Raw genomic sequence first — 23,830 nt, forward strand, 5'->3', positions numbered from 1 at the left:
CAACAAAAAGGCTAACGTTAAGCTAGCCTACTTTTATACCTTTTTTAAAAACAAAACTCTACTACCGCCGTTCCCATCATAATTTGTATGTACCGCTACACCCTCTACCTCATCATCCCCGGCCTCAATTCGAAAACCGATTTCTTGATGAAACTGTATCGACTTTTTATTAATTGGTGACGTAATTGCTTTTACAACTTTACGATTATTTGCACGAGCGGCATCAAAGAAGTAAGAATACAATGTCGATGCGATTCCTCTTCTTCTATACTTCGGATTTACACCGATAAAATGAACATACGCTTCATCTTTATATGTTTGTGAAAAGAATCCGCATAAGAAACCTAACTTTTCGCCATCTTCTTCAATGATAAAACTCGTTTCTTGAAAATGAACGAAGAACAGTTTTGGCAACATAGCAGCCATATCTCTCCCGCCCCACCAATCATTTAAAACAGAATGAATCTTTACATAATCTTCCCCTTGGATGTTTCTTACTTGCATATGTTTCTCCCTCTCACTCACTTCATTTTTTCATAAATTTTAATGACCGTTTCTACTAAAAGGATGAATACCCATATTCCACAAAATACAAGAACAGACTGAAATATCGATCCAATTATCATAACACCAACTGCACCTATTATTGAAAAGGATATTCCACCAAGCCCTGGATCCTGTATAAATGATCCAGCAGAAAAAGCGGTTATAATAGATACTATTAAATAAATAACACTCATTATTTTTAATATTTTTATAGAAAGATACGAAGTTTGTTCTTTCTCCACTTGTGATAATTCGATTTCCCCGTTCGCAATTCCTTTTTGCAAACAGTCCTCACATAAAAATTCTTCCTTAATTTTTTTACCACCGTGCAGCGTACCTGTTATCTCTTTACACCTTGAACATTTTCGATTTATCATGTTGTTACCACTCCAATCTATTAAGATTATACTTATACCATTCTGCACTTACCTTAATATTCCTTTTATGTATTTTATAGAGAAAGGTCGTATTTTATGATTTCAAAACTTACGTTTGGCTTGAAAAAATCTACAGCTCATTATGTATTAAGACCTAGTTGTTATGCGATTATTTTCCATTCATCTTCTTCAATGATTGCTGTTATCCAAAAAGGAGACCGTTACTTTTTACCTGGTGGTGGTATGGAAGGTAATGAAACAAAAGAAGAGTGTTTGCACCGTGAACTACTAGAGGAATTAGGATGGGCAATTGAAATTGATCAATATATTGGTAATGCGGCTCGATATTTTTATGCAGAAAAGGAAGATATATATTATTTAAATGACGGGTTCTTTTATATTGCGAACATGGTGCAGAAACAAACTGAAAACTGTGAGGATGATCATGTTCTAAGGTGGATGTCTCCTTTACTTGCTGTCGAACTTCTCCTTCACGATCATCAAAAATGGGCCGTTAAACAAACCCTTTTATTACGAAAACAAAAAGGATCTCCTTCTATATGAAAGAGATCCTTTTTACTGTTAACTTACTTTTTTCAAATTGAGAGCTGGCTTTTTCATTCCGCCTTTTTTTACAACATATAGACCCACAAAGATAATAAGTCCGCCAACGAGTTGCATCATATTAATTTGCTCCCCAATTGTTACTGCTGCAAAGATAACTGCGAATAATGGTACGAGATACATATAAACCATTACTTTTGTTGAACCTATTTGACTAATACCGACATACCACATTGCTAGTCCGAAGATGGTTGCAAAGATGATTGAATATGCTAGTGATCCCCAGCTTGGCGTATCTACTGGCCACGTTAAAGAATTTACGTTGAATAAACAGTATATAACAAGTGGTACTATCCCAATTAAAGTAGACCATGATGTGACTCTCATTGCGGAGTATTTTGTAATAAGAGGTTGCGCTAATATTGGATACCATCCCCACGCAATTGCTGCGACTAATCCAATTACATTTCCGAGCCACGCATATTCATAAGTAGCTCCTCCTGTATGTCCTGTTAATAAAACGAATGCTGCACCAATAAACGCTATTATTGAACCAATTTGTACTTTCATCGAAAAACGTTCTTGTTTGTGTAATACTGCTAATATCCCTGTAAATATAGGTGACATCGCAATTAATAATGAGGCGTTCGTTGCTGAAGTATATTTCACAGATAGCATAAACATCGTTTGATACATCGCCGTACCAACAATACCGACTGCTACTAATCGTAACCAATCTTTTCTTTCAATACGTAATGAACGTTCCATCATAAATGTAATAAGTAATAATACCGGAGATGCTACTAAAAATCGTAAACTATTAAATTGAATGGATGACATATATGCCACGCCATATTTTCCAATTGTATAATTTGCTCCCCATACTAATGCTACTGATACTAGGAGCCATTCCATTTGCCATCGTTTCATCCGAATCTCCCCTTCCATATTTAGCATAGTAAAATTGGCTGGATATAACACCGTCCAATTGGCTGTTTTTTTACCCAGCCAATTTGTTATACTTGATGTAGTTAAGAGATACGGAGGCGTTTGTATGGAATGGAAGCTAGATAACGACAGTAAAATCCCTATTTATCAGCAAGTTGTTGACTTTATTGAAAAGCGTATTACATACGGAGAACTTCCTCCAGGTAGCTTCCTCCCTTCTGAACGGAAATTAGCTATGCAGTTAAATGTAAACCGAAGTACGGTAACGACTGCTTATAATGAACTACGTGCTATGGGGATTGTGGAAAGTACGACTGGTAAAGGGACACGTGTAAGTACACATATGTGGGGCGTTTCTCCAACATTAACGCCGAATTGGAGAAATTTCGTAGAAGGTGGCACTTTTTTACCAAACTTGCCGTTACTTCGCCATATTCGGGCGGAAGTACAACAAAATGAAAACATTATAGATTTTGCAAATGGAGAGCTCGGTTGTAACCTCTATCCTCACGATCAACTACAAACGATTTTACGAGAACAACCGTTAACGCATTCATTAAGTTACGATCATCCGCAAGGCTATCTTCCGCTAAGACAAGCGGTCGTAAAATATATGAAGGAATATTTAAAAGTTGAAGCGACTGAACAATCCATTATGATTACATCTGGCGCACAGCAAGCACTTCACCTTATCGTTCAATGTTTATTAAATCCCGGTGATGCAGTTGCTTTCGAAAGTCCTTCACACTGTTATTCCTTACCGTTATTCCAATCAGCAGGTATTCGTATTTTCCCGTTACCTGTCGATGAACACGGTATTAATCCAGATGATGTGCAAGAGTTATATAGAAAACACCGTATTAAAATGATCTTTTTAAATCCAAATTTCCAAAATCCTACAGGAACAATGCTGCATCCAAACCGTAGAAAAAAACTGTTATCACTTTGCGCAGACTTACGAATTGCAATTGTTGAAGATGATCCGTCCAGTTTACTTGCGCTAGAAAAAAAACAACCTTGCCCTACTTTGAAATCGATTGATGAAAATGGAACTGTCATTTATGTACATTCCTTATCTAAAATGATTGCACCAGGCTTACGAGTTGGCTGGCTTGTCGCTCCGCAGTCTGTAGTAGAAAGGTTATCAGATGCAAGGCACCAAATGGAATTAGGTATGAGCATTTTCCCGCAGTGGCTTATGCAACAATTTTTTGAAACTGTACCATTTCAGTCTCATATCGTACCGTTACGAAAACAATTAGCAGAAAAAAGAGACGTTATCGTTCGCGCCTTAAATGAGCAACTTCACGATAAAATCTCTTTTTCAAACCCGACCGGCGGTATATACATATGGGGAAAATTAAAAGAACCGATAAACGAAAAACAACTTATTATGCAAAGTTTAAAACAAGAAATTGCATTTATGCCTGGTAGTATTTTCGGCGCGAAAGATGGTTATATTCGTTTATCTTATGGAAAAGTGGATATTGATCAAATTGAGGAAGGTATTTCTCGTTTGCGAGAAGCTATTTTAATTTGTGGAAAATGACTTTACATAAAGCTTTATCGTTTGACAAAAGAAAAATCTACCATTATTATCAACACGAACCTAGTTATAGGAGTGATAAAAATGAACATTTACGTTGATGCAGATGCTTGTCCTGTAAAAGATGTAATTATTTTTGAAGCTACGAATGCAGAAATCCCTGTAACCCTCGTTACTAGCTTTTCTCATTATTCTAATGCTCAGCAGCCTAAAGGTGTGGAAACAATTTATGTTGATTCCGGAGCAGATGCTGCAGATTACCGAATTATGCAATTAGCTCAAAAAGAAGATTTAATAGTAACACAAGATTACGGTCTTGCTTCGCTCGCTTTAGCAAAAGGCTGTATCGTGCTACACCATAAAGGCTATAAGTATACGAATGATAACATTGAACAATTGTTACAAACACGGTATTTAAGTGCAATGGTTCGAAAAAGCGGTAAGCGTACAAAGGGACCAAAACCATTTACAGCAGAAGATAAAGAGAAATTTAGAGCGCTCTTTAAAAGTATGATTGCACTTTAAAAATGAACCGTCTATTTGCAAGGAAAACTTCGCAAAACAAAGAAGAGAATATCGAAATGAACATTCTCTTCTTGAGGTTTACCCTTTTAAAATGAAGGTAAATTATCTAAGTTATTTTCCTTTATTCCATCAGGTTCACTACGTATAATATCTCTACCATACTTATGAAATACGTCCACATGAGCTAACTTCCCTGATTTCGCTTCACTAAGTGCAGCCATATAATCTAACTCTCTTCCGCTACTTGTTTTAAACGCTATTAAATCACCATCATTATTTTTACGGACGGCAACAATTTGTTCTGCTCCTGAATTGACTTCATGGTCTACTTCAAATTGAGCTTGCCCTTCTCCTTGATGTAAGTAATCATTATAAACTTTTTCAAAGTCTTTTTCGTCCATAACATTCACCTCCAACACATTTTATTAGTATGGTTGGGAGATGGTGGTTTTATGTAATTTGCTCTAAACTTTAGTATTTTCAAATGAAAACATAGTACCCCCACTATTTGATTGTAAAGTGTATTTTACATCGAACATCTTTGATATATCTTCAATATTTTTCAAACCAAGTCCCGTACCTTTACTGTTTATATCAAACCCAATCCCATTATCTCTAAAGGAAACAATATCTTCATCTATAATAATTTTGAGTTTTTTAGCTTTAGAATGTTTAAGGACATTTTGAAAAATATTATCAAATAACCTTTGCATCCATAACTCATTACTATTCCATATCAACTCTTTATCTTGTGGATTATATACGAATTCAATTTTATGAATGCTATACAAATAGCTCCATTTTTTAATCATATTTTCTATTAAATTATGTATATTAACTTCATCATTCACAATATAAGTATTCTCTAAGGTTTCTGTAGATTGAATATTAAATTCGTTAGTTAAATCACTTATATATTGTATCTGCTCATACATTGATTCAAGTACTGGTGCTTGATCCTTGTACTCACCTTCTAAATAATATAATTGTAATCTGACCGCTGTTAAGGGTGTATTAATATCATGCCGTAATTTATTTAATAGTTCCTTTTTTATTTGTTCCTGTTGTTGTAGTTCTAATTCTCGATAAGTTGTTCTTTCTATAAGCAAGTTCACTGATTTAATCAGCTCTCCCATTTCATCATCGCTTTTAACATTTATTATATTAGGGATTTTTTTATCACTAGCTAAATCTCGAATCGTTTGATTTAATACATTAATTTTATTTAATACTGTGTTAATCGATTTTGAAAATACAAAAGCTAATATTAATAGTGATAATAAAAATATGATTAACATCGTAGGATATGCATAGGATTCGTGAAAAGGAATGTCCTGATTTTTAGTTTTAAAGACAACATTATAAATAACTGATACAAAGATACTAATTGACAATAATAACAGCGGTACGCTAATAATGGCGGAGAATAATAGTAACTGATATTTTTTCTTTAAGTTCATTTCTTCATATAGGTATTTAATCTATACCCTTCTCCATATATGTTCTGAATAATATCACCTGTTTTATCATCAATTTTGGTTCTGATTTTCTTTATATGTACGTTCATGATATTTTGATTTCTATCTTCGAGTTGCCATAGGTAATCATAGAAGTGTTCTTTAGATAAAATTCTATCTCTATTTTCATACAAATAGAAGAATATTTTACGTTCAATTGCTGTAAAAGCAACTTCATTACGCAAATTATTAATAAAAACTCTTTTATATTTTGCATCTATAAATAAATGGTTAATTTGCGTGAACGTACCATATTGATTATCTAACATTTTCTGAATCCTTAACAATAACTCTCTAGGATCAAAAGGTTTTATCATGTATTCTTCTCCAATGGTCAAACCTTTTAGTTTACTATCCATATCATTCCTAGCTGATAGAAATATAATTGGAATATTTAATCCTAGATTTTTTATTTTCTTTGTAATTTGATAACCATCTTCGCCTGGTAACATAACATCCATTACGACTAAATCTATTTCATGAATTATATCAAGAACTTTCCTTCCCTCTCTCTCCCAGCACACATTATACTCCTCACGCTGTAAAATTTTTTGTAATAAGTCTCCTATAATCAAATCGTCTTCAACAATTAATATGTTATATACTTTCATCATGTAGACCTTTCATCGCTAAAATAACAATTGCTTAGTTCTTCACTACTTTATTCTTAATAAAATCCATAGCAACTTTGTATATTTCATCAGAAGCATATAAATAAATACTATGTGTACCTTCAATTATTTTTACATCAGCTATTAATAACTTGCTAGCAAACTCCTTATAATCTTCGTTTTTTTGCTTTGTATACTTCGAATCTTTATATTGCCTAGCAATCGCATCTATAAATAACATAGGTGTTTCTTTTGGTATCGATAAAGAATTTGATTTTTTACCGTTATTGTAGCTTTGTAAAAGTTCTTGCTTCATATCATCATTAAAAGCCCTCTTATACGTAAGCGCTTTATAAATATCTTTTTCCTGTTCGTTTAAAAAGGATTGACGAATGACTTCGGGATTATAAGTAATAGAGGGAGCTAATCTCTGAAAACCAATTTTCGTTAAAATATTCATCCCTTTTATTTTTAATGAATCAACCATACCTATTTTATTAGTTACGTACTGTTTAGGTAAACCAATATCTAACGCAATAATCCCTTTTACTTCACTTGGATATTTTTGTGCCCAATAAATAGCCTCTATACCCGATAGAGAGTGTGGTACTAAAATGTAAGGTGGGTTATTTCCACTTCGTAAAAGCGCTTCTCTCGTTTGTTCTAATATCGTATCAATATCTCTATCATCTTGAAAAACATCACTGTATCCATAACCCGCTCTCTCAATTACAGAAATCTTGTTTTCTTTCGAAAATTTACTATATAAGCCTTTCAATTCATAAACAGGAGCGGCAATTCCAGATCCGGCCATAAATACAAACGTATCCTCCCCGCTCCCCTCATTATAAACATTCACTTTTTTATTATCGAAATTAACAAGTTCGCCTTCATTGTTCATTAATTTCGATTCCATTTTTAATTGATAGTTATGATATATAAATACAGCGCCTGTTCCAAAGAAAATCATACTAATACACATTAAAAATATTATTTTCACTGACTTTAATAATTTTTTCATTTGACACCCCTTTCAATCTATATTGAAAGGGTACAATATAAAAATAAATTTCTAATAAATTTTCAAAATTAATATCTATTCATTGTTTCTAAGGACGGACCATTTTTAATACCTACGCAAACCCTTCAAAGTCTCCAATATATCATCTGTAAAGGCTGTACTACCTTCTGCCTCTAAAACTCTGAAATAAAAACTTCTTAGGAAAGTTCTAATATTTTGTACTAAAATAGCATGCTGCGGATGTCGGATGTCTTCAACAGTTGCTATACTATGTAACCAGTTGCTCCACTCTTCTTCAGTTAAAATATTTTGGTGACGTAACGACATAATTGGCGCTACTAATCTCTCATCCTCAAAGTGTATATATACGTAATCATGTAAGCGAACCTTCTGACGAACAGCAGCTAGTATTGCATATGAAAACTCACGATTTTGTATTGTACGTGCTAACGCATCTAGTGCATCAGCCGCATGCGCCGTAGAGTGTGCCCAACCTTTTCCTTCTACGTAACCTCTTACATCTTCTTCTAAATATACATATTCCAGTACTTGTTCTGCCACACTGTACAGTTGTTCTTCAGATAACAATGGTTCTCTTTCATGAACAGATAAAATAAGTGGTGGAATTAGTACGGAGAATGCACGTTTAAATACAGAGTCTGTGCCCTTTTCACCAATTTTATAAAATAAATAATCAGGACTAATTGCTTGTAACATTAATCCTCGTAACTCTTTTTGTCTAAATACATCATTTGTAATCCATGTGTGAAGCGTACTATAAATTAAATCATCACGTAATTCAGCATCAGGTGAACCGATATAATCTAACATCCACTGCGCATATGGATATGCATCTACGTCTTCTGGTACAGCATAATTATTATTTTTAATTTGTAGTAGTTCTTCTTTTAATTCTAGTACTTCTGTCATTTTTTTATCCCCTTTTTTACAGTTTTTTAATTGCCCTATCCCCCGTTTTTTACTTCTTAAAATTAATTTAATTATACGAGAATTATAACTTTAAATAAAAGTCTATACATATACTTTTGATTGTGTATTACTTTCGCTCATGAAATATAACTTCTGGATTTGCTAAATCACTATTCCGAAATACAGCATCCGCACACTCTTTCGGATTATGCTCTTCTATATACATCTTACAAGCCGCATGATACCTATTCAAAAATATCTTCTCTGCTTTTTCATAACTTCCAAAAGCCTCAGTCTCGCGCTTTGCACCACGTTTTCTTGCAATCTCAAAATCTGTATCTACGAAAATTTTATAATCAAATAAATGCGCAACGTCTTTTTTCAATAGAAATGTTCCATCTACTATGAGTACCATATTGGGCTGGGCCCTTAACGGCTCATTATGTACAGGGATATCCGTTATTAAATTATGAGAAATCGTTTCATATTGTAAATTCCCGTTAGGTCCTAAAGGATTTAATAACCTTTCTTTAAAAGCCGTATAATCGTGTGCATCTTCGTAATACCCTCTTGCTGATTCTTTACCTTGTGCATAGCGAATCGCTCTCTGATGATGAAAATCATCAATGCTGGCGCGTGTTACTGGTAATCCTCGTTTTTTTATTTCTTCCGCTAGTTCGTTTGCAAATGTTGTTTTTCCTGACGCTGTTATACCGCTTACACCAACTCTTGTTGGATGGGTTAAGTTTAGCTTCAATATGTGATCTACAATTTCTTTGATTCGTTGTTTTCGGTTCATGATATTCCTCCCACAAACAGTTTACATAACATTATTATGAGTGGTATTTTATAATTGACTTACTTTCCCTTAAACCCTCGATATAAAGCAGTCCGTAATTCTTGTTTGTATTCTTCAATTTCTGGCATATCGAGTTCTTCTGCTAGTCTGATAGCTAATTCAATATCATACGGTACACGTACGAGTTGAATGGAAAAGCTTGCTGCTTCTTTTTCATTGTAAGTTCCTTCGAATATTAAATAAGAAGCTTGTGTAATTTCAAGAGGATTTCCTATGCTACCAGCATTACATAATGTTTTCCCTCTAAAATTTTGAACGAATGCTTGGTGAACGTCACCGTAGCAAACGACATCGGGTTTTCTTTCCCCTTCTATATTCTCTGTGAGCTCACTATTTTCGAACATACTAATACGCTCTTCTCTTGAGGCATGTGGTTGAATTCTTTCATATAAACTTCTCGGTGATGCGTGGAACATACGAATCAGTTTGCCGCTCATAAAAAATTCGATTGAAAACGGTAAGCTTCTTAAATAGTCATTTTGTTCTTCCGATAGTTGTTTTTGATGCCATTTTAATGCCTCAAATTCAGTCGGTTTTGTAATGAAATCATCCCAATTTCCCATTACAACTCCATCACATTCTTTACGAATGATTTCAATCACTTCGCTAGAATGAGGGCCTTTTCCGACTAAATCTCCAAGACAAATGATGCGCTCAATTCCTCTTAATTTAATATCTTGCAGCACAGATTCTAAAGCTGGAATATTACCGTGAATATCTGAAATTACCGCTATTTTATCCATATGAATCCCTCCATTACTTATTGTTTATTATATCCTCATGTTGTGATTGATACCATTTTGGAATATAGGATGAAAAATTGTTATGATCTTCTAAAATTCCGTTCAATCTTTCCTTCATATCATCTACTAAATGTGGCGTGCTTCGGTTTGTCCATACGATATCAGCTGGGAATGTCATTGCTGCATATAATGAGTACAGCTGCCAAAAGTGAAGTGACGGTTCGCCTCCACAATAACCGTGAACTTGTCCAACCGCAAATGGTTTACTTATTCTTGTAGTAAAGATCGCTACGTTATAAAAATCATGTATTGGATCGCCAAAATCATATCCACCAAAATCGATAACGATAAACTCTTTATTATGAATCATACTATTTGCTGGATGGAAGTCATCGTGTAAAAATGTGATTGGGCGATTTTTCAATAATTGTTTATGCTCCCCTACAAAACTTAATACTGGCTTCAAATCAAGGAAGTCTATTTCATAGTTTGCTAACGCTTCTACGTATCTTTCGTATTTATTCCATCGAACCGTTTCCCATTTATTACTTGCACTTTCTCTTTCAATTGAGTGGATTCTCTTTAATACTTCTCCTGCTTTTCTTCCTGCATAATACTGTTCTTCCACCGATAGTTTCCCTAAACCTTCTTCACCATTTACACCTTGGATCCATTCAAATACTTGAATACATTTATTTAAATCCTCCAGCTTTATAAAATGAATGAACTTAGGCGTAGGAATATGTAATAACTCTAATTGTTTCATATACGTATATTCTTCTTGTTTACGTTCAAAATGAACGGCATCACATATTTTCACAAAATATGTCACTCTATTTTCTAATTCTATTTTATATTTCTCTTCATGTGAAAAACCTTTTGAAATAGCTGTACACTTTGTAATACGAGGCCATTCTAGTTTTCTCTCTATCTCTCTAAGTATTTCTTCCACTATGTTCACACCTCTATCAATATATGTACAAACTACCTAACACTTCATGCTCTCGTTTATTTTCCCCATTACACTCCACTGCAAATGGATATTCGCCATGATGATTCAAACGTTCTAGTACTAACCCTTCTCCTTTTGGTTCACAAAACTGCACATGAACATCACCAAATGATACGCTTTGACACTCTGCATTCCATTCTTCATTTTTAACGACCTGGCTTGCAGTTAGCCCCATTACTTCTTTCCATTTCCGTACTGTTTCTCGAACATTTTTCACTGCGTAATGAATCGTTTCAATTTGTTGTACTTTGTTTTTATGTTCAGTGATCGTCCCTATGTTACGTAAATCGTTTCTTCTTTCTTCATCCGTTTCATTCCATTGTATAAAGAATGGTAATTTCGGTCCGTTTTCCTCTTGCTTTACAAATAACATTTTCCATTCTAAAAGGCGGCCATCTTTTCTCATACGTTTCCCTTCAAATGGTCCTATCGTATGTAAACCTTGCTTACTAAACTTAACTGCTAGGTCTTCAATGGCATCTGCTCGAATTGCGATTTGTAGCATTCCTTCTCCGTCTTGTAATTTCACTACTGTTTCTTGTACTAATGGATTGTCTGCTTTCTTCGCTTTTTCTTCATGCTGAATTGCTAAAAATTCTATATAGGATAAATCAAAATAACATAAACTATTCCAAGTACCCCAGGTCGTATGCTCTCCGCCTAGTGCAGTATGAAATCCACGCTCCTGCATTTGTTTCGCCGATTCCTCCGGTGTACCATGTACTGCGTGTACGAGATGATCAAATCGTAACATGTCTTTCTCCCCTTTCTCTCCATCCTTTTATTGTATATTTTATTTTTCTTTCATTCAATTCAAAAAACTTTAAAACCCAGTTGATTTATACGATTAATATGTATTATAATGAAACAAATTTAATTATTGCTGATTGGAAAAACCAAAGGCACTTTTCTCATACGGGAAAAGTGCCTTTTTCATTTATTATTACAGGGGGATTATTTATGCAGAAATTAATTGTCTTTGCTATTATTGGATTTTTCGCTCAATTGATTGATGGGGCGCTTGGAATGGCGTACGGGGTAACATCTACCTCACTATTATTAATGTTTGGTATCGCACCGGCTGTAGCTTCCGCATCTGTTCATTTAGCTGAGGTGGTTACAACCGCCGCTTCTGGTGCATCTCACCTCAAATTTGGAAACGTTGATAAATATACCGTTTCCAGGCTTACATTGCCAGGAGCAATTGGTGCATTTATTGGAGCATGTTTTTTAAGTAATTTACCTGGCGATGTAATTAAACCGTACATTTCCGTATTTTTATTTACTTTGGGGGTTTATATTTTATTACGATTCCTCATTCAAAAACAAATTGTTACTTCAAATAAGCGTATGTCTGCTAAACAGCTTGTTCCGCTTGGCTTATTTGCTGGATTCGTTGATTCAACTGGTGGTGGTGGCTGGGGTCCGATTACGACACCTGTGCTTTTGGCAAGAGGAAATGAAGCTAGAAAAGTTATCGGATCTGTAGATACGAGCGAATTTCCTGTTTCACTCGCTGCAACAATCGGCTTTTTCATTTCTCTTGGCTGGGAACAAGTAAGTTGGGTTTGGGTATTTTCTCTCATGCTCGGTGGTATCGTTGCGGCACCAATCGCTGCATGGTTAGTACGCATCGTTCCTTCTCATTTACTTGGCGTATTAGTTGGTGGCCTTATTATCTTTACAAACATTCGTACATTGCTTACTACATTTAAAGTTGATCCAACTATTATTTCACTTTCTTACGTGGCAGTTGGCCTTGTCGTTATTATTTCTATTTTCATTGCTGTTCGCAATCATTCCAAGCGTTCTGACGCGCCGACAGCTGGATATCCGAATGATCAAAAACAAATGCTACCATAACGATAAAAATACCGCCCGATATACGTCGAGCGGTATTTTTTATTGTTCTATTTTCCAATTGATCATCGTTTCTGTAGTGCCAGTTCTCTTCATATGTAATTTCTCTAATACACGAATCGAGCTTTCATTTTCAAGAAGTGTCTCCGCAATAATCGTTTCTACCTCTCGTGTTTGAAAAGCCCAACTTATTAATTCTCTTACGGCTTCTGTCGCATACCCTTTATTCCAATATTTCTCAATAAATCCGTAACCAATTTCTACTATATGTTCCTCATTTGGTTTCCCTTTAAATCCTATATCACCTAGAACGATGTCATCTTCTTTGCGAATGACATACCACGCCCCCCAAGGTAATAAAGCCTGATTTTGTTTTACATTTTCTACATGCCCTACAATATGTGGACCACTATTAAATCCTTGCTCGTTAGCAACTTGCATACTCTCTTCTGTACACGGTACTATATAGAGCCTTTCTGTTTCTAATTTCATGTTGATTTCCCCTTTTCAATTAAACAATACTTCAATTTTACCATAAATAAAAAGAATATTCATTCTATTCACCGGATTTATACTTATTCTTTGAAACGAATTTAAGGAATAATCCTCTTTTGATAGTTATGTCGAATTATATTTTCAGAATTTTCTTTTATTTTTAAAGGGTTTTTTAATATTTTTTGCGAAACATTTGTATAACAATTTCTTTCTTTATTTTTTGTTACATAACAGTAGGTTTGGGTGGAGTTTTGCAAACGTTTCCTATACAATAACCGATATTTTTTGACTTTTCCTAACAAAATATCTTGCAATATATTCAGAAAGTCATTACAATTGCCATATATTAAAAATCTTAGCAATATATCAAATCCTCATCAATCCGATGAGGTAGAGGTTGCGACTTTTATGAGTAAAACGGACGAGACACAGAGAATGTCACCGACTCCGTTTGAAAGGAAAAGTTGCCGAAGTTTATATTTCTTCTCTGGAATTATGAGCTGGGGCTGTCTCCGAAAGGAACAGAACTGTCACGTTTACAAAATTACCGTGTAAACGTGGGGTGCTATCTTAACGGAAGGGTATGATGGGGTGGTTATTTGTGAAACGTTCCGCCAAATTCCTTTGGCGGTTTTTTGTATTTTTCTCCCCCGTTCCTTCCTATCTTACAAGAAAAGGAGTGTTGAACATGAATAGCGCAACGAATCAAGCTACCTCTAAAACGCAAACTACACAAGGACAAGGTGAATTAAAACGCGGATTAAAATCTCGTCACCTTACGATGATTTCTCTCGGTGGTACAATCGGTACCGGACTATTTCTTGCCAGCGGTGGTGTCATCCATTCAGCTGGACCTGGTGGCGCATTAATTGCATACGCCGCAATTGGGATTATGGTTTACTTTTTAATGACAAGCTTAGCTGAACTCGCAGCTTACATGCCTGTTACTGGATCTTTTAGTACTTATGCAACAAAATTTGTTGATCCGTCCCTTGGCTTTGCACTTGGATGGAACTATTGGTATAACTGGGCCATTACAATTGCTGCTGAACTCGCTGCTGTAACATTAATTATGAAATTTTGGTTCCCAGATACCCCTTCTCTTATTTGGAGTGGATTATGTTTAGCTATTATTTTCCTTTTAAACTATTTATCTGTTAAAGGGTTTGGTGAATCTGAATATTGGTTCGCACTTATTAAAGTAGTTACTATTATTATCTTTTTAATTGTCGGCTTCATGATGATTTTCGGAATTATGGGCGGCGAATCTGTTGGCTTTAAAAACTTCACTGTTGCAGATGCACCATTTAATGGCGGCATTATGGCAATTATCGGTGTATTTATGGCTGCTGGGTTCTCCTTCCAAGGAACTGAATTATTAGGAGTTGCTGCTGGTGAAACTGCTGATCCAGAGCGTAACATTCCAAAAGCAATTCGCTCGATCTTTTGGCGTATTCTTTTATTCTATATCCTTGCGATTCTCGTTATCGGTTTACTAATTCCTTATACAACTGAAAGCCTTGCCGCAAGTGATGTTACAGTAAGTCCATTTACACTTATTTTTGAAAAAGCAGGCGTTGCCTTTGCTGCTTCTGTTATGAACGCTGTTATTTTAACGGCAGTACTATCTGCTGGTAACTCTGGAATGTACGCATCAACTCGTATGCTTTGGGACTTAGCTCGCCAAGGTAAAGCACCGAAGTTTCTTGGTAAATTAGATAGCCGCGGTGTACCTGTTAACGCATTAATCGTAACGTCAATTGTTGGTAGTATCGCTTTCATTGCTTCCTTATTCGGTGACGGTGTTGTATACATTTGGTTATTAAACGCATCTGGAATGTCTGGCTTTATCGCATGGGTCGGAATCGCAATTAGTCATTACCGTTTCCGTAAAGCATATATCGCTCAAGGTAAAGATTTAAAAGACTTACCATATAGAGCAAAATGGTTCCCGTTCGGTCCAATCTTCGCATTTGCACTTTGTGTCATCGTAATTTTAGGACAAAACTACGGCGCATTCATGGGCGAAGCAATCGATTGGAACGGTGTACTCGTTTCTTACATCGGTTTACCACTCTTCTTAGTACTATGGTTAGGATATAAATTTACGAAGAAAACGAAAGTGATTCCACTTGATAAATGTGAATTGAAATAAAGTGAAACGAGCAAACAAATATGTTTGTTCGTTTTTTATTCCCATGCTTCTCCCTTCCCTATTCCTCCTGTTTTTGCAATAATAAAGGAAATATACATAAAGGTTGGGATACGATGAACATTCGCATTACTGATGAAGCAAAAGCAGCTATACATAGATTAGAACGTGAAGACAAAAAAATCATTCGCATTAGAGGAACAATGACAAACTCTTGCAGTATTTTCGTTGATGTTGATTTAATTTGGGATACATATGATGCAGATGATGTTGTATATGAAGATGCTGAGTTTATCGTACAAATGGATTCATTTACGAAAGACTACACTGGTGATACGGTGACACTTGATTATAAAACGACAGGTTTTAGTATTACGACTCCGAGTGAGACTTTAGTTTATGGGTTGTCGATTAAAAAATAAAAATTATTTTCAGCTGATCAATGAGGTGAAAAAATGGGTAATTATGTTCCGTTAAAATTTTTATTTAATGAAGAATTAGTAGAAATAATGGCTGATTCTATTTGTAAACACGATCCTAATTTCTCTAAAAGAAACTTCGTATCTTCCGTAACATGTAAAGTTGAAAATTTAGAGTTAAAAGAGCGTATAGAAGTAATAGCAGATGAATTACACGATGCATTACAAAAAGATTTTAATGCAGCAATACATATTTTACTGAAAACATTGGGGCCAGAAAACACAACAGAAGTAGGCACATTTACAAACGGATATATGTACATGCCTTTTGCAAAATACGTTGAAAAATATGGGCTTAACGATTTTGAAACCTCATGTAACGCCATGTATGAAATAACAAAAAGGAATACTGCTGAATATGCCATTCGGCCTTTTCTCGAAACATACCATGAAGAGACACTACACATATTACAACAGTGGATTCATGACGAAAACAGCCACATTAGAAGATTAGTTTCCGAAGGTACAAGGCCCAGACTTCCTTGGGCTAAAAAAATAGGAGCTCTGAAAGGTGACTTTAAGAACAATTTACAGCTTCTTGAACCATTAATGAATGATCCTTCTAAATATGTCCAAAAATCAGTAGCCAATCATATTAACGATATTACGAAAGAAGATAAAGAACTCGTTTTTCAATGGTTGCAGCAGTTACGCGATAAACAGCATCCGGTTAATCCTTGGATTATAAAACATGGGTTAAGAACGGTGATAAAAAGTGGTAATTTGCCAAAAGATTTTTCTTTTTAAGTACTTTATACAAAACCGCTTATACTTCATTTTTGAAGTATAAGCGGTTTTCTCTTTCAAACATTACCCTTGTCTTAAAATATTTTGAAACATTTTTGGCTTATTTCGTTTAAACAACTACCTTCCCTACTAACTTCAAAGGATTTCCACTCAATTATCCCGAATATACAAATAACCACTCTAACAAGGAGCTAATTTATATGAATCTATTTGAACACGAAACGTAAAACCGTTCCCCTTTAATAAGAGGTCCTCCTTTTTTCTTTTCTCATCATATCATTTACTTACAAAATAGGAGGATACAATTATGAAACGTGATTTATTATTTTTAACTTTATTAGAAAGTGCTAATACAAATTTTAGCGGTTGGGATTTTTCTTTTATTTCAGAAACGGGTCGAATGAAGAGCGAGCCTTTATCGTGGTCATATGGCAGTACAGCTTTCCAACTTATGCAGCATGCAGAATCAATGGTAGATATGGGCACTGGCGGCGGAGAGTTTTTATCTATGTTACAACCGTTCCCATCAACTATTTTTGCGACTGAGGGCTATGCTCCAAACGTGCCGATTGCTCGGAAGAAATTAGAACCTTTAGGGGTTACAGTTATAGAGGTAACAGATGACACTGCTTTACCATTTCAAGATGGTCAGTTTAATTTAATCATAAATCAACATGAATCATATGCTGCTTCTGAAGTAAAAAGAATACTTTCTCCTAATGGAATATTTTTTACCCAACAAGTTGGTGGTCTCGATTGCGCGGAACTGAATGAGCAGTTTAACACACCGCTAAATAGCGAATTTGCAAGTTGGTCGCTTGAAGCGGCATGTTGTGAGTTAAAGGAAAATGGATTTACTATTTTAGAAGAAAAAGAAGAGTTCCCTTTTCAACGCTTTTACGACATTGGCGCTATCGTCTATTATTTAAAAACGATTCCGTGGCAAATTCCTGATTTTACTGTCGAAGGTTACAATGAGGAATTATATCGTATACATGAAATCATCTTACAAAAAGGTTATTTTGATGTGAAGCAACATCGTTTTATGATTAAAGCGATTCGCGGTTAATCATGGAGCATATGAAAAAGAGATGGATCTACCATCTCTTTTTTTATTTTCACTCAATATTTTCTATATTTAAACACTTCGTTTCACAGTAATAGCCTTTGCCACCAACATAAACTTTTTCTATTTTATTCTCGCTATCGGTTGCTAATTTAACTAATATTTCGGAAGGCGAGTGTAAAGAATAACCTTGTTCAAATACATAGACTTCTTTTTGTAAGTAGCGCTGTTCATAAAGGTAGCAAGCTAATGCACCGTTTGAAGTTCCAGTCGCTGCTTCTTCATTGATGTCGTATAGCGGAGCAAAGTTTCTGCATATAATTCGATTGTCATTAAAAGTATATAGATGCATCCCGACAACATTATAATACTTGCTGATTTCTTTAATTTTTTCAAAATTAGGTTGCATTGTATGTAATTGTGTTTCGCTTTTTATAGGAATTAAAATATCTTTTAAGCCCGTGGAGACAATTTGAATTGGGTATGTATTGTCTATATCTTTAATGTCAAAGCAGTCGATAAACTCATTTGGAGATATAACATCATAGAATATCGGTTCGTTTTGTTCCATGAATATGATGTCATCTTTTATGGTAATAGTAAGAACACCGCTGTTCGTTTCAATCGTATAGCGATTCTTGAAAAGTTTATTTACATGCATCAGTATCGCGAAAGAGCCAATTGTGGCATGACCACATAAATCAACTTCCTCTTTTGGTGTAAAATACTCAATTTTATAATCAGCAATTTCAGATTCTGATATAAATGCGGTTTCCGCATAGCCCAGTTGTTTGGCTATTGCCATTTTTTGAGTAGTGGTCAATGTATCCTCCACAAATACCACTCCTGCTTTATTTCCACCTTTATTATCCTTGCTAAATGCACTTGCAACATAAACAGATATTTTCATAAGACACCTTCCTTCCTCACTTATAGTAAATTGTAGCATAGAACGTACTACGTATATATATTGTTGGATAAATTCGTCATAAAGCTAGAGACAAACTATTTTTAGCATCTGAACTCTCCGAAAATAGTTTGTCTACAGTCTGAGAGATGGATTTACCATCTCTTTTTTCCCGTTTATTTAACAAAAGTTCGTGGTGCCTTTTAGATTGTTAAGTAAGTTCACGCCTTGCAATCGCATCAGCTAATGCGATAAATTGCTCATGCGTTATCTTTCCTGTTACCTTCGCTTTAATAATTCTTTCCATTTCTTTTGTAATAATCATACCCTCTATTGCTAGACTTGCTTTAGCTTCTTCGATAGCTTCATTTAGTTCTTCCTCACTTTTGAATACCATAATTTAAGTTATCTCCTTCACATCATTTTCATTTCCTTTTCTAATGAAGCAAATTGTGTACTTATACATACATCCATTTCCTTTCCTTTACACATGAGTTATTTAGCTTATTTTTAAGTAAAAACACTCGCCTTACAATTCCTTACTACATAATATATAGTACAACTTTCATACGTAAGCACTTTACGTAAAGCGAAAGAATCCTTTTTAGAAAGGAGAATTAACATCGATACTATAAGCAATGAATTTCTAAAACTTTATTACGACAGCAACGTTTGGTTACATGATACACACTGGCTCGGGGTTCCGATCTGTAAACTTCCCTCTGACCTTTTTTTGTACCAAGAGATCATTCACGAATTAAAACCCGATTTAATTATTGAATGTGGAACCTTCTATGGTGGTAGCGCACTATATTTAGCTTCTATGTTAGATCTAATTGGAAAAGGTCATGTACTTACTATCGATATATTCCCACAACCAAATCGGCCGTCACATAATCGGATTACGTATTTAACAGCTTCTTCTGTTTCTGTACAGGCCGTCCAAACAATTTTAAGTATGCGCAAACCTGATGATGTGATTTTAGTTATTTTAGATTCTGATCATAGTAAAGAACATGTCTCAAAAGAACTTTTACTATACAAATCTATTGTAACAAAAGGCAGTTATTTGATTGTAGAAGATACAAGTATTAACGGCAATCCCCTCTCTCCTGATTGGGGCCCTGGTCCAATGGAAGCTGTAGAAGAGTTTTTGACTAAAAATAACAATTTCATAATCGATGAATCCAAGCATAAGTTTTTCATTTCATTTAATCCAAAAGGTTATTTAAAGAAGTTAAAGTGAAACTTTAATAAGTGGGGTTTTGTATAACCCCACTTATTCTAGGATCTTCATTTTTGAAAAAGGATAATATACAAATTCCACTTTGCCTACTATATTATCTTCTTCAATATATCCTAGGCCATTTCGACTATCTCTACTAAGTTCACGATTATCTCCCATTACAAATAACTTATTTGGCGGGATTTTTGTCTTTTGAAAGTTATAAAACACTTGCGTATTATTAAATAAATCTTTATTTGTATACGGTTCTTCTTGCTTTTTATCATTCACATATACTGATCCATTCGTTATGTTAATTACGTCACCAGGAAGTCCTATTACTCGTTTTACATAATATTTCGACTCATCCTCTTCCTTTATAATGACAATTTCTCCGTGTTCTAAATTTGAAAAATGTACTGCTGCTTTATTTACAAATACGTAGTCTTCTTCATATAAAGTCGGTTGCATCGATTTCCCTTCCACTTTACATAAAGTAAAAGAATGATAGGCTACTACCAAAACAAACACGAAGAGTATGTATTTCCCCCAGCCTCTTTTAATCTCCTGTTTCATATCCATTCCCACCTTATTTAAACGCTTAGTCACTCAAAAAATATATCACTGCACAATATATCTCCATGCAGTGATACTATTTTTACTGTGCCTTGTTCGGCTGTTCTACTGGGACTGGATTTCCACCCGCTCTTTTCGCTTTCAATTCAAAATATGAATCCAAAATCTCTTTACCAATCACGGAATTAATTCCTGATTTGTCATCATTCACCCAAGGTACAACAACTGAAAAAGCAACTTCCGGATCAGCATCATATGGTGCATAACCGGCAAGAGTTAAATTATAACATTTTTTTCGGTTATTGTTTTCATCTCTTCCAATATCACTTTCTCCACCGTATACAGTTTCAGCTGTTCCTGTTTTTCCAGCTGGTTTATACGGTAATCCTTTAAACGTTGCCGTACCTGTTCCATCAGCTTCTTGAAAAACTCTTCTAAATCCTTCTTTTACATGATTAATGTATGAAGTGTCCATATCCACTCGATTTAAAATAACTGGTTCAATGGAACGAACAACTTTTCCGACATCCTCTGGTCTATGTGGTTGCTCTCTCACTTCTTGTACAATTTGTGGTTTCATTCGGTAACCGCCGTTTGCAATTGTTGACATATATTGAGCAAGTTGCAGCGGTGTATATGTATCGTACTGTCCAATCGCATAATCAAGTAAAAAACCAGGTATGTTATCCGTTCTACCCATTTGACCAATCGATTCATTCGGCAAGTCAATTCCAGTCGGTACACCTAATCCGAACTGTCTAAAATAGTAGCGCATTTTATTAAATGTCTCTAGTTTAATGTCTAACGGATTGTTTGGTACATAATTTATACCTGCCATTTTTAATGCTGTATTAAACATGTAAACATTCGATGAAACTTGTAAAGCTCTTAAATCATCAATATCACCAAAGTCTTTCCACGATTTCTTTGGTTTAGAACTTCCTTTAAAATACATTGGTGCATCAAAGAAGTGCGTATACGGCTTAATTGCTTCAGTTTGATATCCGGCTAATAACGTAGCCCCTTTCACAGTTGATCCTAACTCATAAGAACTTGTCATCGTTCCTAAAGCGAAGTCTTCTATTTGCATGCCACCATCTTTATTTACAATTTTCTTTCCTGCCATTGATAAAATTTGCCCGTTTTTCGGGTTCATCATTACGACGAATGCACGATCCATCATCGGCTCTGCAGAATGAAATGCTCGTAAATTCTTTTCAAGACTTTCCTCTACTTTTTTCTGTAACTCCATATCCACTGTTAACATTAAATTATTTCCACTTTTTCCTTCAGTCACTTTTTCTGTCCGAATAATATTGCCCGCTTTATCCGTAATATTTTTAGACTGCTCTTTCGTTCCATGTAATGCATCTTCGTACTGTTTCTCGATGTAGCTCTTACCAATACGATCATTTCGGTTATAATCACGCACTAAATAATAATCTAACTGTTCTCTTGGCAAGCCCTCATTTTCAGTAGAAACGCTACCAAGGATCGAACGAAGTATTTTATCATTTGGGTATTCACGTTCCCAGTCCACTGTCGTATCCACTCCTGGCAAACTTGCCAATCTTTCACTTACAACTGCATATTCATTTTGACTTACATCTTTTTTTACGATTTGCGGCGTCATTTTATATCCCGCATTCATCCTACTTTTAATTGCTAGTACTTCTAAATCCTCTTTTGAAAGTTCACTTAATTCTTCTTGCGTAATTCTTTCCCTACGTAACTCTTCTACTTTTTTATCTAATTCTTTCCCTTCTATCTCTTGCTTCCTAAATGTATTCTCATCTTCTTTCGTCACTTTTGCTGCAGCGCGCTTTTCATTTAACTGCATCCAAAAATCTTTTTTATCTGTTTCTGTCAACTTATCTATATCTTCTGGTGACATTTCTATTAGCTGAGCTAATTGTCTTGCGACTTGTAAAACTTCTTTCGAATCTACCCCTTTCATTTTCGTATAAGTAACGGTTCGTAGCGGTTTGTTATTTACAATGACTTGACCTTGCCGATCAAACATTTTCCCTCTAGGAACAGGAGTGCTTACCGTAACATCTTCCTTTTTGTTCACTTCATTTCTATACGTTTCTCCATCAATAATTTGTACTTTACCTAATTGAATTATAATAGCTGAAAATAAAAGAAAGACGATAAAAAATAGTACATTTAATCGAAATGGAATATGAGTCTTATTCTTTTTCGATTGTTTCTTCTGCTCCTTTTTCTGTCTCATTTCGCTCCCTCGCTTCATTCTATTAACATTTCTACATAGAACCATTATGTATCAAATTTATTTATATGATATATATAGAATTTTATATTAATTACAAAAGAAATAAAAGATTTAATTTTCAGTATTTTAATTTTATATCCTATTTATTACCATTCCCTTAATTCGGCATAACATGAATTTTCTTCTGAAAGAATGAGTGTATACTATCGTCTTTTCATACCATTCATTTACATTTCTCTGTATACTAACGATAAAAGGCATTACTAAGGAGAAAATGAAATGACAGGTTCATTCACAATTCATACTAATACGTCATATTGTTTAAACTTTATGATTTATATTCAAAACATTTATCTTAACCAACATGAGAACAAAGAAAATTTGCGGTTTCCTTACATAGCAAGACAATTAAATTTCTCTACTGACTTTGAAGATCATTTCAAAGAATTATGGCATATACTTCGTAAACAAATTGCTAACGACCGATATGATTTACAATTTTTTTATGAGGAAAATAATATCTTTTACGAGAAGCTTTTTGACACTCAATTCTGTAATGAGGAATCCTTTAAAGAAATGCTGTATAGTTTTAAAGTATGGTGGACTAGCATAGTAGGTCAGCATTCATTAGAATGGTCTGTAAGTGAGTATAGTACGCAACTTTATAACGACTTAGTTTTATACTTAAAACAAAACGAAATTGAACCTTTACAACCGCTACACATTAGCTTACTTTATGACGATTGTATATTCGCTTAAGATAATATTACTTCTTACTCTGCTGTTTTACCTACGAAACACTTTTTTATAAATTATAGAGATGTGGTTACTACATTATCGACCTGTTTTCATGTGGCTTAAAACAGTAATTATTCAAATAAAAAACTG

26 protein-coding genes, 1 pseudogene and 1 riboswitch are annotated in these 23,830 nt (G+C 34.7%); of the genes and pseudogenes, 10 read left to right on the forward strand and 17 right to left on the reverse strand.

The features are described 5' to 3' along the window. Positions 1-33 precede the first annotated feature (33 nt). Positions 34-504, reverse strand: a complete 471-nt coding sequence (locus tag DM800_RS24175; RefSeq protein WP_147787768.1) for a GNAT family N-acetyltransferase — start codon at positions 502-504, stop codon at positions 34-36. 17 nt (positions 505-521) lie between these two features. Then, the gene (locus DM800_RS24180) at positions 522-923 is read right to left on the reverse strand and encodes a DUF3980 domain-containing protein (RefSeq protein WP_147787769.1); all 402 of its coding nucleotides are present in this window, start codon (positions 921-923) and stop codon (positions 522-524) included. A gap of 96 nt (positions 924-1,019) precedes the next feature. On the opposite strand from DM800_RS24180, the gene DM800_RS24185 reads away from it, so the two are divergent. After that, a complete protein-coding gene (locus tag DM800_RS24185; protein ID WP_088609202.1) occupies positions 1,020-1,487 on the forward strand; it encodes an NUDIX hydrolase in 468 nt (155 codons plus the stop codon). Between the two features lie 18 nt (positions 1,488-1,505). On the opposite strand, the gene DM800_RS24190 is transcribed toward DM800_RS24185, so the two are convergent. Continuing rightward, positions 1,506-2,417 carry a DMT family transporter gene (locus tag DM800_RS24190; protein WP_088063852.1) on the reverse strand — a complete coding sequence of 304 codons (912 nt, stop codon included), beginning with the start codon at positions 2,415-2,417 and terminating at the stop codon, positions 1,506-1,508. A 124-nt stretch (positions 2,418-2,541) separates the two neighbouring features. On the opposite strand from DM800_RS24190, the gene pdxR reads away from it, so the two are divergent. Both pdxR and DM800_RS24200 read left to right on the forward strand, forming a co-directional pair. Further along, entirely contained in the window at positions 2,542-3,984 is a 1,443-nt protein-coding gene (pdxR, locus tag DM800_RS24195) for a MocR-like pyridoxine biosynthesis transcription factor PdxR (RefSeq protein WP_147787770.1), read from the forward strand. A gap of 81 nt (positions 3,985-4,065) precedes the next feature. Then, entirely contained in the window at positions 4,066-4,506 is a 441-nt protein-coding gene (locus DM800_RS24200) for a YaiI/YqxD family protein (RefSeq protein ID WP_088609204.1), read from the forward strand. Positions 4,507-4,592: 86 nt separating this feature from the next. On the opposite strand, the gene DM800_RS24205 is transcribed toward DM800_RS24200, so the two are convergent. The 9 genes from DM800_RS24205 to DM800_RS24245 all read right to left on the reverse strand — a co-directional run bounded on the left by DM800_RS24205 (position 4,593) and on the right by DM800_RS24245 (position 11,953). Then, on the reverse strand, positions 4,593-4,907 hold the full coding sequence (locus DM800_RS24205; RefSeq protein WP_147787771.1) for a DUF3892 domain-containing protein: 315 nt from the start codon (positions 4,905-4,907) through the stop codon (positions 4,593-4,595). Positions 4,908-4,970: 63 nt separating this feature from the next. Then, entirely contained in the window at positions 4,971-5,966 is a 996-nt protein-coding gene (locus DM800_RS24210; protein ID WP_147787772.1) for a sensor histidine kinase, read from the reverse strand. Beyond that, a complete protein-coding gene (locus DM800_RS24215; RefSeq protein WP_147787773.1) occupies positions 5,963-6,634 on the reverse strand; it encodes a response regulator transcription factor in 672 nt (223 codons plus the stop codon). Before DM800_RS24215 ends, DM800_RS24210 begins: the two co-directional genes overlap by 4 nt. A 34-nt stretch (positions 6,635-6,668) precedes the next feature. Beyond that, on the reverse strand, positions 6,669-7,655 hold the full coding sequence (locus DM800_RS24220; protein WP_147787774.1) for an alpha/beta fold hydrolase: 987 nt from the start codon (positions 7,653-7,655) through the stop codon (positions 6,669-6,671). A gap of 105 nt (positions 7,656-7,760) precedes the next feature. Beyond that, positions 7,761-8,585, reverse strand: coding sequence for a DUF2785 domain-containing protein (locus DM800_RS24225; RefSeq protein ID WP_147787775.1), 825 nt, complete (start codon positions 8,583-8,585; stop codon positions 7,761-7,763). Between the two features lie 127 nt (positions 8,586-8,712). Further along, positions 8,713-9,384 (reverse strand): nucleoside/nucleotide kinase family protein, encoded by a 672-nt coding sequence (locus DM800_RS24230; RefSeq protein ID WP_147787776.1) that lies wholly within the window; start codon positions 9,382-9,384, stop codon positions 8,713-8,715. A 59-nt stretch (positions 9,385-9,443) separates the two neighbouring features. Continuing rightward, a complete protein-coding gene (locus DM800_RS24235) occupies positions 9,444-10,187 on the reverse strand; it encodes a metallophosphoesterase family protein (RefSeq protein ID WP_088609211.1) in 744 nt (247 codons plus the stop codon). A 13-nt stretch (positions 10,188-10,200) separates the two neighbouring features. Next, positions 10,201-11,139 (reverse strand): aminoglycoside phosphotransferase family protein, encoded by a 939-nt coding sequence (locus DM800_RS24240; RefSeq protein ID WP_088609212.1) that lies wholly within the window; start codon positions 11,137-11,139, stop codon positions 10,201-10,203. Positions 11,140-11,155: 16 nt separating this feature from the next. Further along, entirely contained in the window at positions 11,156-11,953 is a 798-nt protein-coding gene (locus tag DM800_RS24245) for a VOC family protein (RefSeq protein ID WP_097907967.1), read from the reverse strand. Between the two features lie 98 nt (positions 11,954-12,051). Between DM800_RS24245 and DM800_RS24250 the strand changes: the two genes are divergently transcribed. Continuing rightward, a complete protein-coding gene (locus DM800_RS24250; RefSeq protein ID WP_142293497.1) occupies positions 12,052-13,062 on the forward strand; it encodes a sulfite exporter TauE/SafE family protein in 1,011 nt (336 codons plus the stop codon). Positions 13,063-13,101: 39 nt separating this feature from the next. On the opposite strand, the gene DM800_RS24255 is transcribed toward DM800_RS24250, so the two are convergent. Then, complete coding sequence (locus DM800_RS24255) at positions 13,102-13,551, reverse strand: GNAT family N-acetyltransferase (protein WP_147787777.1); 450 nt, start codon at positions 13,549-13,551, stop codon at positions 13,102-13,104. A 386-nt stretch (positions 13,552-13,937) separates the two neighbouring features. Further along, positions 13,938-14,130: riboswitch (Lysine riboswitch) on the forward strand. A 112-nt stretch (positions 14,131-14,242) separates the two neighbouring features. Between DM800_RS24255 and DM800_RS24260 the strand changes: the two genes are divergently transcribed. The 4 genes from DM800_RS24260 (at position 14,243) to DM800_RS24275 (ending at position 18,001) form a co-directional block, all read left to right on the forward strand. Then, entirely contained in the window at positions 14,243-15,709 is a 1,467-nt protein-coding gene (locus DM800_RS24260; RefSeq protein WP_001083377.1) for an amino acid permease, read from the forward strand. Between the two features lie 113 nt (positions 15,710-15,822). Then, positions 15,823-16,128: an iron-sulfur cluster biosynthesis family protein gene (locus DM800_RS24265; RefSeq protein ID WP_060487256.1), complete on the forward strand. Its 306-nt coding sequence runs from the start codon at positions 15,823-15,825 to the stop codon at positions 16,126-16,128. Positions 16,129-16,161: 33 nt separating this feature from the next. After that, a complete protein-coding gene (locus DM800_RS24270) occupies positions 16,162-16,932 on the forward strand; it encodes a DNA alkylation repair protein (protein ID WP_147787778.1) in 771 nt (256 codons plus the stop codon). A gap of 307 nt (positions 16,933-17,239) precedes the next feature. After that, positions 17,240-18,001, forward strand: a complete 762-nt coding sequence (locus tag DM800_RS24275; protein WP_147787779.1) for a class I SAM-dependent methyltransferase — start codon at positions 17,240-17,242, stop codon at positions 17,999-18,001. Positions 18,002-18,050: 49 nt separating this feature from the next. Here the strand turns inward: DM800_RS24275 and DM800_RS24280 are convergent, their stop codons facing one another. Both DM800_RS24280 and DM800_RS24285 read right to left on the reverse strand, forming a co-directional pair. Continuing rightward, a complete protein-coding gene (locus tag DM800_RS24280) occupies positions 18,051-18,908 on the reverse strand; it encodes a PhzF family phenazine biosynthesis protein (protein WP_147787780.1) in 858 nt (285 codons plus the stop codon). 208 nt (positions 18,909-19,116) lie between these two features. Continuing rightward, positions 19,117-19,302, reverse strand: coding sequence for an antitoxin VbhA family protein (locus DM800_RS24285; protein WP_088609219.1), 186 nt, complete (start codon positions 19,300-19,302; stop codon positions 19,117-19,119). Between the two features lie 225 nt (positions 19,303-19,527). Between DM800_RS24285 and DM800_RS24290 the strand changes: the two genes are divergently transcribed. Beyond that, positions 19,528-20,151 carry a cephalosporin hydroxylase family protein gene (locus DM800_RS24290; protein WP_142293498.1) on the forward strand — a complete coding sequence of 208 codons (624 nt, stop codon included), beginning with the start codon at positions 19,528-19,530 and terminating at the stop codon, positions 20,149-20,151. Positions 20,152-20,184: 33 nt separating this feature from the next. On the opposite strand, the gene lepB is transcribed toward DM800_RS24290, so the two are convergent. After that, complete coding sequence (gene lepB / locus DM800_RS24295; RefSeq protein ID WP_147787781.1) at positions 20,185-20,706, reverse strand: signal peptidase I; 522 nt, start codon at positions 20,704-20,706, stop codon at positions 20,185-20,187. Between the two features lie 82 nt (positions 20,707-20,788). Further along, the gene (locus tag DM800_RS24300; protein WP_147787782.1) at positions 20,789-22,942 is read right to left on the reverse strand and encodes a peptidoglycan D,D-transpeptidase FtsI family protein; all 2,154 of its coding nucleotides are present in this window, start codon (positions 22,940-22,942) and stop codon (positions 20,789-20,791) included. 279 nt (positions 22,943-23,221) lie between these two features. Between DM800_RS24300 and DM800_RS24305 the strand changes: the two are divergent. After that, positions 23,222-23,803, forward strand: a pseudogene (locus DM800_RS24305) (hypothetical protein). The last annotated feature ends 27 nt before the right edge of the window (positions 23,804-23,830 follow it).

The organism is Bacillus sp. AY18-3 (assembly GCF_008042305.1).
Lineage (GTDB): Bacteria > Bacillota > Bacilli > Bacillales > Bacillaceae_G > Bacillus_A > Bacillus_A wiedmannii.

Coding starts and splice junctions, on each gene's coding strand:
- DM800_RS24180 (WP_147787769.1), bottom strand. CDS start 923: ATGATAAATCGAAAATGTTCAAGGTGTAAAGAGATAACAGGTACGCTG.
- lepB (WP_147787781.1), bottom strand. CDS start 20,706: ATGAAACAGGAGATTAAAAGAGGCTGGGGGAAATACATACTCTTCGTG.
- DM800_RS24255 (WP_147787777.1), bottom strand. CDS start 13,551: ATGAAATTAGAAACAGAAAGGCTCTATATAGTACCGTGTACAGAAGAG.
- DM800_RS24260 (WP_001083377.1), top strand. CDS start 14,243: ATGAATAGCGCAACGAATCAAGCTACCTCTAAAACGCAAACTACACAA.
- DM800_RS24265 (WP_060487256.1), top strand. CDS start 15,823: ATGAACATTCGCATTACTGATGAAGCAAAAGCAGCTATACATAGATTA.
- DM800_RS24280 (WP_147787780.1), bottom strand. CDS start 18,908: ATGAAAATATCTGTTTATGTTGCAAGTGCATTTAGCAAGGATAATAAA.
- DM800_RS24250 (WP_142293497.1), top strand. CDS start 12,052: ATGTATTATAATGAAACAAATTTAATTATTGCTGATTGGAAAAACCAA.
- DM800_RS24245 (WP_097907967.1), bottom strand. CDS start 11,953: ATGTTACGATTTGATCATCTCGTACACGCAGTACATGGTACACCGGAG.
- DM800_RS24210 (WP_147787772.1), bottom strand. CDS start 5,966: ATGAACTTAAAGAAAAAATATCAGTTACTATTATTCTCCGCCATTATT.
- DM800_RS24175 (WP_147787768.1), bottom strand. CDS start 504: ATGCAAGTAAGAAACATCCAAGGGGAAGATTATGTAAAGATTCATTCT.
- DM800_RS24230 (WP_147787776.1), bottom strand. CDS start 9,384: ATGAACCGAAAACAACGAATCAAAGAAATTGTAGATCACATATTGAAG.
- DM800_RS24215 (WP_147787773.1), bottom strand. CDS start 6,634: ATGAAAGTATATAACATATTAATTGTTGAAGACGATTTGATTATAGGA.
- DM800_RS24285 (WP_088609219.1), bottom strand. CDS start 19,302: ATGGTATTCAAAAGTGAGGAAGAACTAAATGAAGCTATCGAAGAAGCT.
- DM800_RS24190 (WP_088063852.1), bottom strand. CDS start 2,417: ATGAAACGATGGCAAATGGAATGGCTCCTAGTATCAGTAGCATTAGTA.
- DM800_RS24200 (WP_088609204.1), top strand. CDS start 4,066: ATGAACATTTACGTTGATGCAGATGCTTGTCCTGTAAAAGATGTAATT.
- DM800_RS24225 (WP_147787775.1), bottom strand. CDS start 8,585: ATGACAGAAGTACTAGAATTAAAAGAAGAACTACTACAAATTAAAAAT.
- DM800_RS24220 (WP_147787774.1), bottom strand. CDS start 7,655: ATGAAAAAATTATTAAAGTCAGTGAAAATAATATTTTTAATGTGTATT.
- DM800_RS24235 (WP_088609211.1), bottom strand. CDS start 10,187: ATGGATAAAATAGCGGTAATTTCAGATATTCACGGTAATATTCCAGCT.
- DM800_RS24275 (WP_147787779.1), top strand. CDS start 17,240: ATGAAACGTGATTTATTATTTTTAACTTTATTAGAAAGTGCTAATACA.
- DM800_RS24205 (WP_147787771.1), bottom strand. CDS start 4,907: ATGGACGAAAAAGACTTTGAAAAAGTTTATAATGATTACTTACATCAA.
- DM800_RS24185 (WP_088609202.1), top strand. CDS start 1,020: ATGATTTCAAAACTTACGTTTGGCTTGAAAAAATCTACAGCTCATTAT.
- DM800_RS24300 (WP_147787782.1), bottom strand. CDS start 22,942: ATGAGACAGAAAAAGGAGCAGAAGAAACAATCGAAAAAGAATAAGACT.
- pdxR (WP_147787770.1), top strand. CDS start 2,542: ATGGAATGGAAGCTAGATAACGACAGTAAAATCCCTATTTATCAGCAA.
- DM800_RS24270 (WP_147787778.1), top strand. CDS start 16,162: ATGGGTAATTATGTTCCGTTAAAATTTTTATTTAATGAAGAATTAGTA.